Genomic DNA, 16006 nt, shown 5'->3' on the forward strand with positions numbered 1-16006 from the left:
CAATGCTGCTCTACCTCACGTACGGCATTGGCAAAGCGCTGGTCTTCTAAAACCGCTAGCGCTTCCTCGCGATTCAGTCCAATCTCGGCGGCGATATCGGCAAGTACCGTGATATCAGAGAGGTTTCTATTATCGGTAAAGTGCGCGGTAAATAACGCCTGTTTTAACTCATGCATCCGCCCTTGCTGCTCAGCCCAATGCAAAAGCTGATGCAGATTAAAGGTGTTGTGCATACGCAAGTCATCATTAAAATTAAACTCAAAGCCGACATCAGAACCTGCCTCGGCTATTCTGGCGCGGCTAGCATCTGACTCGGCTTTGCTTGAGCCATATTTTTCTGTGATATGCTCACGCATGTTTTGACCCTCGCTTGGCATGTTAGGGTTTAGCTCAAACGGATGCCAGTGTATCTCATGGGCAGTATTGGTCTGCTCTAGTGCGGCTGCCAGTTGGCGATAGCCGACGACACACCAAGGGCAGACGACGTCTGATACGATATCGATGCGTAATGGTTGTTTTGAGTTTTCCATATTTTTTACCTAATTTATTATTTGCTGTTGATCTAAAGAAATTCTGTTTGAGATACGCTTCTTTTAGCTGAAGCTGACTGTAATCAATATATTTATTAAACGATACTAAGAGAAAGGCTAGGTGATTACAATGACTGCTAAGTTACAGAGTGAGAAGATATATTTCTTACCCTGTAAAATAGAAATAATTGCGATAGAGTGAACTAAGATAGGAAACTAATCATACTTTTATCGTTTGTAAGACACAAAAAAACATGCCTTTTAAAAAGACATGTTTTTATGATATTAAGATAAATAGTGTTTATGAATGTGAGTTAAAACTCTGCTTTAACAGCTTTAATTTGAAGGTTTTAATTTGAGAACCTCAGCCCAGAAGTTTTCAGTGCCCAGACAAGTTCAACAAAGGCGCGATTGTTGGTCAAAGGCTCGCCATCAATGATAAGCACATAACCTGAACCATCCAACCATAAGAACACAAAGCTGGTTTCAGGAATCAATAAATCCACTTGCTGAAAGAATGAAATAGCCTGACTTTCTACTGCCCAGCCGCGCTGTTTTTGGCGCATCATAAAGCCTGAAAAATCGGCCGCTGCTACACTCAGCATGTCTGCTTCTTCTTGAGTATAGCCAATACGTGCGAGACAAAACCCTTCATCAGAGCCAATCGCCGCGCGGCGCTTACCAGACAAGCTTGAAACCACATAAGGTAAAAATTGGTCTAATGGTAAGTTAGGAGCTGGCAAGAATATCGAGAGTTTTTCAATCCAGCCGTGTTCCAAAAAGCTGTCTAACCACTCATCAGAGTAACGTTTAAGCCAATCAGCCGCTAGCAAGGTTTCACTATAGGACAATAAATCTTGCAATGATAGCTGTTCAGGTGTCGGCTCACTTTGTGAAAATGCCTCAAAGATACCGGCTGGAGTCAAAGTCAAATACGTTTTATCAGCGTTTAAATAAGAGGACATAACAGCTACCATTTCAATGAAGTTTTATGATTGGTTTGAACAAAAAAGCAAATCTAAGTTTTGGTGGTTTGATCAAGTTTTTGTTGACAGTTATTCCAACGCTCATCAAAGTGCCAATCGCTTTTACCTAAGCGAAACCATACTAAGGAAAATGCTAGACGGTCGTTACGAGCAATACAATGAGCAAAAAACTCTCTTTCTATTTGTTCTATCGTGCCTAATTCTTGGTTATCACGTGCCAGCATTAAGTCGCTAGTGATATCTTTAGCGATTTCTTTGGCATCATCACTACTGATACGTAGCCGCTGTGTCTGCTCATTTAATGACGGTGATACCAGTACGCTCCAGCGCGTTGCCAGCATGCTGTTTTTTTGAATGTAGCTTTTTTTGTCAATACAATCACGAAAGCCTTGCTCGATGTGGGGCAGTAGTCGCCCTTGTAAGCGCGTAAACATATTGGTGACATCATAAGGGATATCGTACCAACAGCCATAAAAGAAGTCAGCGATAGCACCTTGTAATGGCTCTTTTTCATTCAGTAATAAAGCGGCGTTGATACGTTGTTCGTGAAAATGGCGGTTGTTGGGTGCCAAAAATATCTTACGTGAATAAAGACGATAGACACGCCGTGCTGCCATTTCACTTTCTTTGATAAGGTGTAAATCAGACATAATCATGTCCTGTCAATCATAGCAGTGATTAACGAAGCGCTATTAAATAACCGCTGTTAAATAACTACTATGACTTAAGTAAAATGCCAATGAATAATGAACCTGTTCGTCCAATAATATTAGTCGAGTAGTGTCTGCATCAAATCTATCATGAATTCAGCGTCTTCTTCATCCATGACTTCAAAACCTTGCGGCATACCAAGCTCAGCCAGCGCTTCTTTGCCGTCATCATCGTGATGCAAATTCAAGATAGCATCCATCAAAATATCGGTATCAGGAAAGCTGTCTTTAATCAGCAAGACGTGGCTAATATCTGCCAAATCACTTTCGATTAAGACGCTTAACTGCGCTTTGGTCAAGCGTGAAAAGCTATGGAAAATCTCAGCTAAGAAAAAAGCGGCTTGAGCATCGCCCTTGATAACTTGGCGCGCTGCTGCTTGATAGGTCTCAGTCACTGACCAATTCAAATCCGCTTCTTCTAAATCAACAGCTTCTAGTAGACGTAAACCAATCAGTTTAACATCACGATTATTTGCCATGGCAATGGTGGCGCCATGAGATAAGTCTTCTAGGGTGCTAATGTCGCTATTACTGCTTGCGGTAATCACCATCTCATCGGATTTGCCGATAGGGCGTGCTACGGCACGGTAGCCTTGCTCACGGATTAGCGTTGCAGCATCAAAAGGGTTGGCATAAATAACTTGCATATCGCCTGCATCAATCAGCGCTTCTTGCTCTGAATGAGAAGCTGGCATATTAAGATGCATGTTTAGATTGGCACGTTTTTGAATCAAGATATTAAACATGTGCCAGCCTGCAAAACGATCAGGCGAAAAATCAGGGGCGATTAACATATTGTGTGTCGTCATGATTTAGCCTTCCTCATTTTGTTTCATTTGGGCATACTGAGCGATTGCTGCATCAATCTTGCTGCGTGAAGGCTTACGGCGTACCGAAGTATAACCGACCGTTTCGCCGCGGCGCACGTTTGGCACTACGGTTGCATAAACCCAATAGTGGCTGCCATCTTTACATAAGTTTTTGACATAGCCGTTCCACTTTCCGACAGATTCAGCCGTTGACCATAAGTCTTTATAGGCCGCTTTTGGCATATCAGGATGGCGCAAAATATAGTGCTGCTGGCCAATCAGCTCATCCACATGATAGCCACTGATTTCGACGAAGGCATCGTTGACGTGAGTAATGATACCGTCCAGATCGGTACGTGAAACAATTAGCTTACCATCAGGATAAGGGCGTTCAATACCAGTATCATAGACCGTACGCGACGCGCCGTCATGATAGGTCAGTGTAATCTGCTCAGCTGCTTGCTCAGGCTTAATAGCATCAGGGAGTGTAGCGCCCATCGTAATCACCTTTATAAGTTGTTGTATTTATCATGCTTAAAACACGGGTTTAACTTAAGTTTATTCTTAAATAAGGTGTCTCTATCTGCTAATCCATTCATTCATAAACGCTTAATCGTGATGAGCTGTTTTTAGTCTTTTATAGTGCTAATCACGCATTGCATATAAGCGGTGTGCAATACCTTAAATAATTTTTATAGGACAGTGTGCCTATTTTCATTTAAAGTGTTATTTATCAAGCAATTTGTAGCGTTAATGAGATAGGTGTTAGCATCAATAGTCTTGCATCAGCACTTATTAGATAAGTTTTGCTAATGCTTCAGAAGCACGTTTGATATCTAAGAATATTAAGCCAAGTTTGGCATTTGGTTTTGCCATAATCGTCAGTACTGCTTCATCACCCGATGAAGTCATAATCACGTAGCCTTTTTCACCTTGAATCATGATGCGGTCGATACTACCACGAGCCAATTCGCGTCCGGCACGATCACCCAGTGACAATAACGCTGCTGACATAGCACCAACGCGATCTTCGTCGACGCCTGTTGGCAATGCAGATGCAATCATAAGACCATCGTTAGAGATGAGGGCAGATGCTTCAACATCGGCTGATGAGCTGTTTAAGTCTTCCAAGATTTGCTGGAATGAATCTGTGCGCATATCGATTTCTCTGTGACGGGTTATTAATACATAAATAACGATTGGAATGTATAAGATATTCTGTAACTAAAGCGCAACATTATAAAGCCTTAAAAAAAATAAGGATATAGAAAAAGGCAAGATAAGGGCTGTTTTTTGGCTTAATTATGATGAAATTAATAATTAATAGATAAAAGTTTGCTTATATTATGCTTTTATTATTTAAAATTTTATGTTTGATATAGATAAAATGCGAATAAATACAGAAAGTCGCCAAAGCGAATGGGAGGTTTTATTTATAAGTCGTCTAAAATTTGTTGAATCAATACGCGATATTTTCGATTATTAAGTTTTTTCTATGCTATATCTGAGATATGATAATGATAAAAAACTGTCCATAAATTTTGATGATGTTGATATTTACTAGACCTATACTGCAAAAAAATGCTATACAGTTATGAGAAAAAATGGTTTGTGCTGCTTTATGTATGATGTAAAGACACAAGCAATTGGATTCTAATCCCATCAGTTTCTATACCAAACAGCGTATAGCAGCGACGTCAATCCTACATCTGCGTTTACCATCCTATCGTTTGCGGGTATACGATAAAGCGCCGCTGTAGATCAGCATGATTTCAATTTCTACCTTAAGGAACTTATATGAGTATCAGTCAGGCAATCGAAAAAATCGAAGCACGTTATGCCCATCAACCTGAATTTATTCAGGCAGTAAAAGAAGTTGCAATCACGATTGCGCCACTATATGACTCTCATCCTGAATATGATACTTTCAAAGTCTTTGAACGCTTGGTTGAGCCTGACCGTGTGATGGGTTTCCGTATCAACTGGGAAGACGATAAAGGTGAAGTACAGGTAAATCGCGGCTGGCGTGTCCAATTTAGCAACGCTTTAGGACCTTATAAGGGTGGCATTAGATTTCACCCAACCGTCAATCAATCGGTGTTAAAATTCTTAGGTTTTGAGCAAATCTTTAAAAATGCCTTGACCGGTTTGCCGATGGGCGGCGCTAAAGGTGGTTCTGATTTTGATCCAAAGGGCAAATCAGACAACGAAATCCGTCGTTTTTGCTACGCCTTTATGCGTGAGCTGCATCCATATATCAATAAAGATACAGACGTACCGGCTGGTGATATCGGCGTTAGCGGACGCGAAATCAGCTATATGTTTGCCATGTATAAAAACCTAACCCGCGAATACGGCGGTGTATTGACTGGCAAAGGCGTTGGGTTCGGTGGTAGTTTGATGCGTACAGAAGCGACGGGCTATGGCGCAGTTTACTTCTTAGAAAATATGCTAACGGCTCAAAACGAGCACATCGATGGTAAGCGAGTACTGGTTTCAGGCGCGGGTAACGTCTCTCTACATGCTGCTGAAAAAGCTCATATGCTGGGCGGTGTTGTTGTTACCGTATCTGATTCACAAGGTACCTTGTATGATGAGGCGGGTCTAAATCAAGAAAAAATAAACTGGCTAAAAGCGCAGAAAGCAAAAAGCCAACCTTTAGCAGATTACGTTGCTGTCTATGGTGGTGAATGGTTTGCTGGTCAAAAGCCTTGGCATATTAAAGGCGATATCGCCATCCCATCAGCCACGCAAAACGAAGTGACTGAAGACGACGCCAAGCTGATGGTTGAAAATGGTATCAAGTACGTGGTTGAAGGCGCTAATATGCCATTGACTGCAGAAGCAATTGATCATATCCGCTTGCACCGTGTGCACTATGCTCCAGGTAAAGCGGCGAATGCGGGCGGCGTTGCCGTATCTGGTCTTGAGATGTCACAGAATTCAGTACGTCAGTACAAGAGCTTTGAGGAGATCGATGCGCGTTTAAAAGATATTATGAAAAATATTCATGATGGCGCGGCTGAAGCCTCAGAAAAATACCATCAAACTGATAAAGGTTATATCGATTATATGACTGGCGCCAATATCGTCGGCTTTAAACGTGTTGCTGATGCGTTGGTTGCTTATGGTATCTTGAACTAAGGGTGATTTAGCCGTTAGCGGCTGGCTCATAGTCGTACTAAAACATGACCTATTAATGTGATAAGTTCATTTCATAGATAAAAAAGCCCCAATTATTCATTGATTGGGGCTTTTTACGATTCAAAAGAGAATGGTAAGGCTATAAGGTTTAGCGCCATTCACCTTTAACCATAATACCTTTAATAGGATTTAACCCCATTTGATAGGCTAAATCAGCAGGGCGAGTGATATCCCAAAGTGCCAAGTCTGCATCACAGCCAACTTCTATTTTGCCTTTTTTGGCTAGACCTAATGCTTGTGCAGCATGAACGGTCGCCCCTGCCAATACTTCTTCAGGGGTTAAATAAAACAGCGTGCAGCCCATATTCATCGCTAGTAACAGGGACGTCAGCGGTGAAGTACCAGGGTTGCAATCTGTTGAAACGGCAATCGGTACTTGGTGTTTGCGCAACTCTTCAATCGGTGGCAGTTTAGTATCACGTAAGGTATAAAACGCGCCCGGCAACATCACGGCAACGGTGTTACTTGCGGCCATCTTTTTGATATCGTCTTCTGATAAATGCTCAAGATGATCGCTTGACAATCCTTTATATTCGGCAACTAACGCAATGCCGCCTATATCAGAAAGTTGCTCAGAGTGCAGTTTTACCGGCAAATCTAACGAGCATGCGACCTCAAAAACTCGCCTGATTTGTTCAGTACTAAAGGCGATGTTTTCACAAAAACCATCGACCGCATCGACTAAGCCCTCGCTATGTAAAATTGGCAGCCACTCGCAGACTTGCTCGATATACTCATCGGCACGCTCTTTGTATTCGAGTGGCAGGGCATGAGCAGCTAAATAAGTGGTGCTCACATGGATATTATGTTTTTTACCAAGCTGGCGCGCTACCATCAGCATCTTACGTTCAGTATCTAAATCCAAGCCGTAGCCAGACTTAATCTCGATACTAGTTACGCCTTCTTTAATAAGGGCAAGCAGGCGCTTTTCACTTTGTGCAAATAACTCATCGCTACTGGCCTTGCGAGTGGAACGAACCGTTGAGACAATACCGCCACCTTGAGCAGCGATATCTTGATAATTGGCACCATGCAGTCTTGCTTCAAACTCATTGCTGCGGTTGCCGCCATAAACGATATGAGTATGACAATCTATCAATCCAGGCGTTATCCAATGACCATGAGCGTCTGTGATTTGCTGACTTCGATAATGCGTAAGATAGGGCACTACTTGCGTATGCGTCCCAATCCATGCAATTTTGCCATCTTTGATACCGATAGCGGCATTTTCTAATTGACCATAAGGTGTGCTTTCCTTTTGATTGGCGCTATAAATATCAAACCCATATTGCGCTGAAAAGGTGGCGAGATTGGCATTAACAATGATGTGGTCAAACGCTGTCAGGGCATCTATAGCATCTGTAATATTGCTAGAGTCGTCAAGTATCTGTTTGCTAGAGTTGTTCATAATAAGCTCCTGCTTAATACTGATAATCAGGTGAATATATAAAATTCATCTGTAAATTTTAATTTACAAGCCTTTATCTATAAATTCAGTAAATGCTGCTCAGTCATAGTCGCTAACAGTCGTGCCGCGACTTTGCAGCTACGTGCATCAATATCAAAAGTGGGGTTAATCTCAGCAATGTCAGCTACTTTTACTTTGCCAGAAGACAAAATAAGCTTGACCGCACGCTCAACGAAACTGAGCTCAATACCGTAAGCGGCTGGCGCACTGACGCCGGGTACAACGCTTGATGGCAAGCAATCCATATCAATCGTCAGATAAATAATATCAACGTTATCGATGAAACTTGCTATTTGAGTAGCAATTTTTTTCCATTTCTTATTGGTACAATCTTCATCACTGATGATATGTACGCCCAACTGCTCAGCACGATCAAAGAGCGCAGCGGTGTTAGAAAATCGACTAACACCGATACAGCAATAGTTAAATGGCTGACCTTGCTCATCAAGGTGCTCGGCAATCTGTCGAAATGGCGTACCAGACGTTGCTACATCAGACTGACGAATATCAAGATGAGCATCAAAATTGATAATGCCAATACGCGGCGGCGCGTCTGTATCATTGGTAGTGTCTGTCTGCTGTAGAGCTTGCCACAATCCTAAAAAACTGCCATAAGCGATGGCATGACCGCCACCAAGACCGATGGGTAAGCCGCCTTGCTTGATAATCTGGCTTACTTTATCGGCATAATTGACTTGTGCTTGTTCTAGCATGTTTACGGCAAAATCATCATTATCATGGCAATGAATATCACCCGCATCACCCAGTAAGGTTGGCAGTTGATTACCAAAGCGCTGCTGTAGCTCAGCGATGACTGGTAGTGCGGCAAACGCCTGACGAATCAATGGCGGTGCTGCTCTTGCACCCACGCGTCCTTGATTGCGCCTGACACCTTGGTCACAAGCGAAACCGACTAGCCCAATGTGCTGGCTTATGCTATCAAAAGCATAAGGCTGAACTAGCTGGTACCAGTAGCGGGCGCGTACTGTCTCAAAAGGCTCCGCACGTCCTGTCCAGCGACTCATATCAGCTACCGTATGGCTCACGGCTTCTGTATGGGTAATCGTGCTTGCTGCTTCATTTGTCAGAGATGTCATCGCCAGCTTCCTTGTTTTATTCGCTTTTATCAATCAGCCTTCAGCCTTTATTTAGAATCATACCAATTGCTACGTAATGACTGCCAATGCTCAGCAAGCGTGCCAGCTAATACCAGCTGTTTGGCTGCTTCAATGTCAGGGGCTAGGTAACGGTCTTTATCATAAAAAGTCACTTGCTCGCGTAGTTTCTGATGTGCCATAGTCAAAGGTTCTGAGGTCTCTAATCCGCGATGGAAGTCGATACCTTGACCAGCAGCTAATAGCTCAATACCGATAATGGTGGCGGTATTTTGCGCCATCTCATATAAGCGACGGGCGCAGTACGTTGCCATCGACACATGATCTTCTTGATTGGCAGAAGTTGGAATGCTGTCAACACTACCAGGATGGGCAATAGATTTGTTTTCTGAAGCAAGCGCTGCTGCGGTCACATGGGCAATCATAAAGCCTGAGTTTACCCCAGCATTATCAACTAAGAATGGCGGCAAACCACCTGATAAAGTAGCATCGATTAGCAAAGCGATACGGCGCTCAGACATAGAGCCAATCTCAGCAATTGCCAAGGCTAAAATATCAGCAGCAAAAGCTACTGGCTCAGCATGGAAGTTACCGCCTGAGATAGCAACTGGACCGTCTTCATTGTTAAAGATAAGTGGATTATCAGTGACGGCATTTGATTCAATTAACAGCGTTTTTCCTGCTTGATTGATGATATCAAGGCAAGCGCCCATGACTTGAGGCTGGCAACGCAGGCAGTAAGGATCTTGTACTCTATCGTCTTGCTCGCCATCATGTGAGGCGCGAATAGCACTGCCCTTGATTAACTGACGATGTGCTTTAGCGATTTCGATTTGACCATGATGACCACGTACTTCGTGAATACGCGCATCAAATGGCGCATCTGAGCCTTTGGCTGCATCGATAGACAGCGAGCCGACGATGGTTGCTGTCTCAAGCAAATCACGTGCTAAGAAATAACCTCGTATTGCCAGCGCTGTAGACACTTGGGTGCCGTTAATCAGGGCAAGACCTTCTTTTGCCGCAAGGGTGATTGGCTCAAGACCATGCTGTGCTAAAGCATCAGCGGCCAGTACTTTTTTACCATCAACATACACATGGCCTTCACCCATCATCGCCAGTGTCATATGTGATAAAGGCGCTAGATCACCAGACGCACCAACTGAGCCTTTGGCAGGGATATTTGGGGTAATTTGGTTGTTGATTAAGCCCAGTAAGCTGTCGACCACAGCGCGGCGTACGCCAGAAAAGCCTTGTGCTAAGCTAGCAACTTTCATCACCATAATCAGTCGCACTACGCTATCTGGCAGCGCCTCACCAGTGCCTACCGAGTGAGACACAATAAGGTTGCGCTGAAGTAGCTCAAGCTGGTCATCACTGATACGCGTCTTTGCCAATAGACCAAAACCAGTATTTATGCCATAAGCGCTTTTGTCACGGGCAATGATCGTACGCACGTCTTCGTGTGAGGCATCTATCGCCTCATAAGCACTCTCAGGCAGTGTAAATATGACAGGCTGCTCATAGATATCACGTAGCATCTCAAAGCTAAGCTGGCGAGGGTGTAGGGTTGATTTTTTAATATTATTCATGGGGATAATCCTAGTTATGTAGTTATTTATTTTTATAACGTCAAGGTGGTTCTAGCTATTTAATCATCGGTAGATTTAAGCCATAGTCTTTGGCTGTTTTGATAGCCAGCTCATAGCCAGCATCTGCATGACGCATAACACCTGAACCGCAATCATTAACCAATACTCGCGCCAAGCGCTTGGCTGCGGCATCAGTACCGTCAGCGACGATGACCATGCCAGAGTGCTGCGAATAGCCCATTCCAACACCGCCGCCATGATGTAGTGACACCCAAGTGGCGCCCCCTGCGACATTCAGCATACCGTTTAATAGTGCCCAATCCGATACCGCATCTGAGCCATCTTTCATGCTTTCTGTTTCGCGGTTTGGACTGGCAACAGAACCGGTATCCAAATGGTCACGACCGATGACGATAGGACCTTTAAGCTCGCCGTTCTTGACCATCTCATTAAATGCCAAACCTGCTTTATCACGCTCACCAAGACCTAGCCAGCAGATACGCGCTGGCAGACCCTGGAACTGAATGCGCTCTTTTGCCATATCAAGCCAGCGATGAATGTGCTGGTTTTCTGGGAACAGCTCTTTAATTTTTTGATCGGTTTTATAGATATCTTCTGGATCACCTGATAATGCGACCCAGCGGAATGGTCCTTTACCTTGGCAAAACAGCGGACGAATATACGCAGGGACAAAACCTGGGAAATTAAAAGCGTCTTTAACTCCTTCATCAAACGCCACCTGACGAATGTTATTACCATAATCAGTCGTTGGAATATCCATCTCTTGTAAAGCTAGCATCGCCTTTACGTGTAACGCACAAGACTGCGCAGCAGCTTTGGTGAGATCAGCGTGTTGCTCTGGATTTTCTTGAGCGACTTTCCATTCTTCAACCGTCCAGCCACTTGGTAGATAGCCGTTAATCAAATCATGAGCTGAGGTTTGGTCAGTGACCAAATCAGGTTTGATTTCACCTGCATTGGCACGCTTAACCATTTCAGGCAAGATATCTGCTGCATTGCCAAGTAAGGCGATAGAAACCGCTTCACCTGCGGCAGTGTGCTGCTTGATGAGCTCATAAGCATGATCTAAATCATCGGCTTGCTTATCGACGTAGCCCGTACGTAGACGGAAATCAATACTAGATTGCTGACATTCTATGTTTAAAGACGTCGCGCCAGCAAAGGTCGCCGCTAGTGGCTGTGCGCCCCCCATACCACCAAGACCAGCAGTCAAAATCCAACGTCCTGCCCAGCTGCCGTCGTAATGCTGACGACCAGCTTCAACAAAAGTCTCATAAGTACCCTGAACGATACCTTGGGTCCCGATATAAATCCAACTACCCGCCGTCATCTGACCGTACATAAATAAGTCTTTACGATCTAGCTCGTTGAAATGCTCCCACGTTGCCCAGCGCGGGACAAGATTAGAATTGGCAATCAATACGCGTGGCGCATTTTCATGCGTTTGAAAGACGCCAACTGGCTTACCTGATTGAACTAACAATGTCTCATCGTCTTCTAATTCTTTCAATGACGCTAAGATTTGATCATAGCTTTCCCAATTACGGGCTGCACGTCCAATACCACCATAAACGACCAAGCTTTTTGGGTTTTCCGCCACATCAGGATGTAGATTGTTTTGTAGCATACGATAAGGGGCTTCGGTCAGCCAGCTTTTACAATGTAGCGTGCTGCCAGTCGGTGCGGCGATATTGCGACTCTCGTCACGGCGAGTATATTCAGGGGTCTTGTTCAATCCATTATCAGTAGTCATGATTCTATCCTTATGATATCTGTTGAGGCAATATGGCAATCAAAGTGAGTCTTGTACGCTCAATCTGCTAAATTGATTTATACTACCGTAAAGTTGTATATACAAATTATCAGGAATCATTTTTTCATGCAAGTTTTTTTTCTTGATTGCCGCATTATTTTTGTGAGCTATTGGATAAACAGACAGCTGCCATACGGTTTTGCTGAGGTCTGTATGATTATCTCGTGGTACTATAACGCTATTATTATTGGTAAAACTAACGGTTAAAAATGGATACGATAAAGGCGATTCCGGCATATCAGCGCATTAAAAATGCGATATTGGATAATATTCATTCGGGTAAATGGCAGGCGGGTAATGCGATTTCTACCGAAATGGCGTTGGCAGAAGAGTTTGGTGTCTCTCGTATGACGGTCAACCGTGCTTTAAAGGAATTGAGTGAAGAGCGAGTATTGGAGCGCCGGCAAGGGTCGGGGACGTTTGTTGCGCAGCAGCAGTTTAATCATACGTTTGTAGAAGTGCGTAATATCGCTCAAGATTTAAAGTCTGCCAATCGTGATTATCAAGCGCGAGTTGTCAGTAAGCGTTGCATTACTGCTGCTATGCTCAATGATGAGCTACGGCGTAAATTTGATCTCGAGAAGGTGGTTGAAACTTCTGAATTGAAAGATGCTACTGACATTAGAAGCATCGAGAATATTGATAGCGAAGCCGCTGTTTTATACGAGGTCAAAATTATCCATTTTGCTGATGGTCTGCCGATACAATTTGAAGAACGTTGGGTGGATGCCCTAAAGGTTCCCAAGTTTATCGAGCAGGATTTTAGTGTGGTGAATACTAGCGATTATCTGATTGCTAAAAGCCCGCTAGAGCGCGGCAGCTATACTATACGCGCCTTAGCAGCGCCTGATGAGATTGCAGCGCTACTACAAATTGCTCCGCAGTCGCCGACATTGGTGCTTCGTCGCCAAACCTACTCAGCGGGTCAAGTATTGACCTTGGTTAAAATGTGGCACGCAGGTGAGCGTTACCAGTTTTCAGGTGAGCTATAACAACCTTACGTATATTCACTATTTTTGTACGTTTATTCTTTCTTAATTGCGTTAATATACAAATAAGTAGGTATTTAATTGGCAAATTTAAAATAAGTATTTGTCATAAAATGCCTCAAGTTTTTAAGAATAAAATAAAAACCGCATTGAAAAATATGCTGCCTATCCTCAAATTGAGCAGTCATAGTCAAATAATACCAAGCAGATATTTATTATAATATCTGCTTATTTTTCAGTAGGATATTATTGGCAGGACATATTTTTGCTTTATTTGATTCATTCACTCTTATTTACTCACTCTGATAAGGACGTCTTATGAAACGTCGCACGCTTTTAGCCCTTGCCGCCAGCACCGTATTGCTTGCCGCCTGTGGTCAATCACCTACCAATGATGCTGAAACTAAGGCAACCGATACCGCTGCCAGTGGCGGTTCTGATTTGCTACAGCGTATCAATAACGGCGGCACTATCAACGTCGGTACCGAAGGCACTTATCCGCCATTCACTTATCATGATGAGAGCGGTAAGTTGACCGGTTATGATGTCGAAGTCACCCGTGCGGTTGCTGACAAACTTGGCGTTAAAGTTGAGTTTCAAGAAACCCAGTGGGATGCAATGCTTGCAGGTTTGGATGCCAAACGTTTCGATATGGTTGCCAACCAAGTTAGCTTGACCACGCCTGAGCGTTTAGAAAAATATGACAAAGCGCAAGCCTATAGCTGGTCAGGCGCGGTAGTTTTAGCGCCAAAAGATGATAACCGTTATAGCTCATGGGAAGCGTTAAAAGGTCTGCGTAGTGCTCAGTCATTGACCAGCAACTATGGTGAACTTGCAGAGCGTTATCAAGCTGAAATCGTTCCTGTCGATGGCATGGCTCAAGCTATCCAACTGGTCAAACAAGACCGTGCTGACTTTACGATGAATGACAATCTTGCCATTTTAGATTATCTAAAAAAATTCCCAGATGCGGAGCTTGAGATTAAACTGACTGCCCCTGTCAGTGAGCAGACTGGTTCAGGATTGGTATTGCTAAAAGGTGATGATGCGGTATTGGCAAAATTAAACGAAGCCATGGCAGCATTGGCAGCTGATGGCACGCTCACCAAACTGAGCCAAGAATTCTTTGGTGCTGATATAAGTCAACAAAAATAATGCTAGCTTCTATAACGTCAATGTTAGCAGATTTATTGGCATTATTGCCATTTATGAGTCCTGATCGGGCGCAGATTGTTATCTCGTCCTTTTGGCCGATGCTTAAAGGCGGTATCTATTATTCGATACCGCTGGCATTGATATCGTTTGCAATCGGTATGGCAATCGCGCTGACCGTGGCGCTGATTCGTATTGTGCCGCGTGCTGGCTGGATTCATGAGATTGTTTACAGACTTGCTCGCATCTATGTGTCTGCCATTCGCGGCACGCCGATGCTGGTGCAGCTGTTTATTATCTTCTATGGGTTACCGAGCGTTGGGATTAAGCTTGACCCTTTTCCGTCAGCGATTATCGCTTTTTCGCTAAATATTGGTGCTTATGCATCAGAGACGGTACGGGCTTCCATTTTGTCTATTCCAAAAGGACAGTGGGAAGCCGGTTCGACTGTCGGCTTGACGTATTTGCAGACCTTTCGCCATGTTATTTTGCCGCAAGCACTACGCGTGTCCGTACCGCCGCTATCTAACACCTTTATCAGTCTGGTAAAAGATACTTCGCTGGCATCGCTGGTATTGGTAACTGAGCTGTTTAAACAAGCGCAGATTATTACTGCGCGTAATTATGAGTTTATGTTGGTCTATATCGAAGCGGCCGTTATCTATTGGGGTATTTGTCTGTTTTTGACCTTTATCCAAGGTAGGCTTGAAACGCATCTTGATCGTTATGTTGCCAAATAATATCGCTAGTACATGGTAGGTTTTTTAATCAATTTTCTAACCCGTATTTTTAATTTGTAAGTGGACGTCTTATGATTCAAGTCACCAATATTCATAAAGCCTTTGGCAGCAATCAAGTGCTCAAAGGTATCGACTTGACCATCGAAAAGGGCAAAGTGGTGGTCATATTAGGACCATCAGGTTCTGGTAAGACGACGTTTTTGCGTTGTTTGAATGCGCTTGAGATTCCTGATCAAGGTGTCATTGCTTTTGATGATGGCAGCTTGACAGTCGACTTTGCCACTAAGCCTAAGAAAAAACTATTATTGGCGCTGCAACGTAAGTCAGGCATGGTGTTTCAGTCTTATAACTTGTTTCCACATAAAACAGCCATTGAGAACTTAATGCTTGGCCCTACAGTGGTACAAGGGCAAAGTAAAGCACAAGCACGCGAGCAGGCACTAGCATTACTTGAGAAAGTAGGTTTGTCTGATAAGGCAGATTTATATCCTTTTCAGCTATCAGGCGGTCAACAGCAGCGCATTGGTATTGCTCGTGCATTGGCGATTGAGCCTTCGTTACTACTATTCGATGAGCCAACCTCGGCACTTGATCCTGAGCTGGTACAAGATGTGCTTGAAACCATGAAGCAGTTGGCATCAGAAGGTTGGACGATGGTCGTTGTTACTCATGAGATAAATTTTGCTCGCGATGTCGCTGATCATGTGGTTTTGATTGAAGATGGTAAAATTGTTGAAGAGGGCAGTGCTAAGCAGATGTTTGAGCTGTCGACGCATCCACGTACACAAGCATTTTTGCAGCGTATCGAAAGTTAGAAAATACATCATAATGAAAGTTAAAAAAAGACTAGCTTGCTATTAAGTCAGTCTTTTTTTAT

General features: G+C 43.6%; 15 protein-coding genes. 5 read left to right on the forward strand and 10 right to left on the reverse strand.

Annotated features, from left to right (window positions below; all coding sequences use genetic code 11):
- The 6 genes from VLN09_RS12045 to VLN09_RS12070 all read right to left on the reverse strand — a co-directional run.
- Positions 1-530: DsbA family oxidoreductase (locus VLN09_RS12045; protein WP_325246833.1), on the reverse strand; the 530-nt coding region annotated here is incomplete at its 3' end.
- Between the two features lie 350 nt (positions 531-880).
- Positions 881-1495, reverse strand: coding sequence for a hypothetical protein (locus VLN09_RS12050; protein ID WP_325246835.1), 615 nt, complete (start codon positions 1493-1495; stop codon positions 881-883).
- 53 nt (positions 1496-1548) lie between these two features.
- Positions 1549-2166, reverse strand: a complete 618-nt coding sequence (locus VLN09_RS12055) for a hypothetical protein (protein ID WP_325246837.1) — start codon at positions 2164-2166, stop codon at positions 1549-1551.
- A gap of 119 nt (positions 2167-2285) precedes the next feature.
- Positions 2286-3035 (reverse strand): PhnD/SsuA/transferrin family substrate-binding protein, encoded by a 750-nt coding sequence (locus tag VLN09_RS12060; RefSeq protein ID WP_325246839.1) that lies wholly within the window; start codon positions 3033-3035, stop codon positions 2286-2288.
- Positions 3036-3038: 3 nt separating this feature from the next.
- Positions 3039-3533 (reverse strand): PAS domain-containing protein, encoded by a 495-nt coding sequence (locus VLN09_RS12065; protein WP_325246841.1) that lies wholly within the window; start codon positions 3531-3533, stop codon positions 3039-3041.
- Positions 3534-3830: 297 nt separating this feature from the next.
- Positions 3831-4193, reverse strand: coding sequence for a roadblock/LC7 domain-containing protein (locus tag VLN09_RS12070; protein ID WP_010201036.1), 363 nt, complete (start codon positions 4191-4193; stop codon positions 3831-3833).
- Between the two features lie 639 nt (positions 4194-4832).
- On the opposite strand from VLN09_RS12070, the gene gdhA reads away from it, so the two are divergent.
- Positions 4833-6179, forward strand: coding sequence for an NADP-specific glutamate dehydrogenase (gene gdhA / locus VLN09_RS12075; protein WP_325246843.1), 1347 nt, complete (start codon positions 4833-4835; stop codon positions 6177-6179).
- A gap of 148 nt (positions 6180-6327) precedes the next feature.
- Here gdhA and hutI read toward each other — a convergent pair whose 3' ends face one another.
- From hutI to hutU, 4 genes are all read right to left on the reverse strand, one after another.
- Positions 6328-7647 (reverse strand): imidazolonepropionase, encoded by a 1320-nt coding sequence (gene hutI / locus VLN09_RS12080; RefSeq protein ID WP_325246845.1) that lies wholly within the window; start codon positions 7645-7647, stop codon positions 6328-6330.
- A 77-nt stretch (positions 7648-7724) separates the two neighbouring features.
- Positions 7725-8804: a formimidoylglutamase gene (hutG, locus tag VLN09_RS12085; RefSeq protein WP_325246848.1), complete on the reverse strand. Its 1080-nt coding sequence runs from the start codon at positions 8802-8804 to the stop codon at positions 7725-7727.
- A 47-nt stretch (positions 8805-8851) separates the two neighbouring features.
- The gene (hutH, locus tag VLN09_RS12090; RefSeq protein WP_325246850.1) at positions 8852-10414 is read right to left on the reverse strand and encodes a histidine ammonia-lyase; all 1563 of its coding nucleotides are present in this window, start codon (positions 10412-10414) and stop codon (positions 8852-8854) included.
- Positions 10415-10469: 55 nt separating this feature from the next.
- Positions 10470-12188, reverse strand: coding sequence for a urocanate hydratase (gene hutU / locus VLN09_RS12095; RefSeq protein WP_325246852.1), 1719 nt, complete (start codon positions 12186-12188; stop codon positions 10470-10472).
- 269 nt (positions 12189-12457) lie between these two features.
- Here hutU and VLN09_RS12100 point away from each other — a divergent pair, with 269 nt between their 5' ends.
- From VLN09_RS12100 to VLN09_RS12115, 4 genes are all read left to right on the forward strand, one after another.
- Positions 12458-13240, forward strand: a complete 783-nt coding sequence (locus tag VLN09_RS12100) for a UTRA domain-containing protein (protein WP_325246854.1) — start codon at positions 12458-12460, stop codon at positions 13238-13240.
- Between the two features lie 315 nt (positions 13241-13555).
- Positions 13556-14392 (forward strand): amino acid ABC transporter substrate-binding protein, encoded by an 837-nt coding sequence (locus VLN09_RS12105; RefSeq protein ID WP_325246856.1) that lies wholly within the window; start codon positions 13556-13558, stop codon positions 14390-14392.
- Between the two features lie 53 nt (positions 14393-14445).
- Complete coding sequence (locus VLN09_RS12110; RefSeq protein WP_414709136.1) at positions 14446-15129, forward strand: amino acid ABC transporter permease; 684 nt, start codon at positions 14446-14448, stop codon at positions 15127-15129.
- A gap of 71 nt (positions 15130-15200) precedes the next feature.
- Positions 15201-15944, forward strand: a complete 744-nt coding sequence (locus tag VLN09_RS12115; protein ID WP_325246860.1) for an amino acid ABC transporter ATP-binding protein — start codon at positions 15201-15203, stop codon at positions 15942-15944.
- The last annotated feature ends 62 nt before the right edge of the window (positions 15945-16006 follow it).

It is taken from the genome of Psychrobacter sp., from assembly GCF_035469765.1.
Classification (GTDB): domain Bacteria; phylum Pseudomonadota; class Gammaproteobacteria; order Pseudomonadales; family Moraxellaceae; genus Psychrobacter.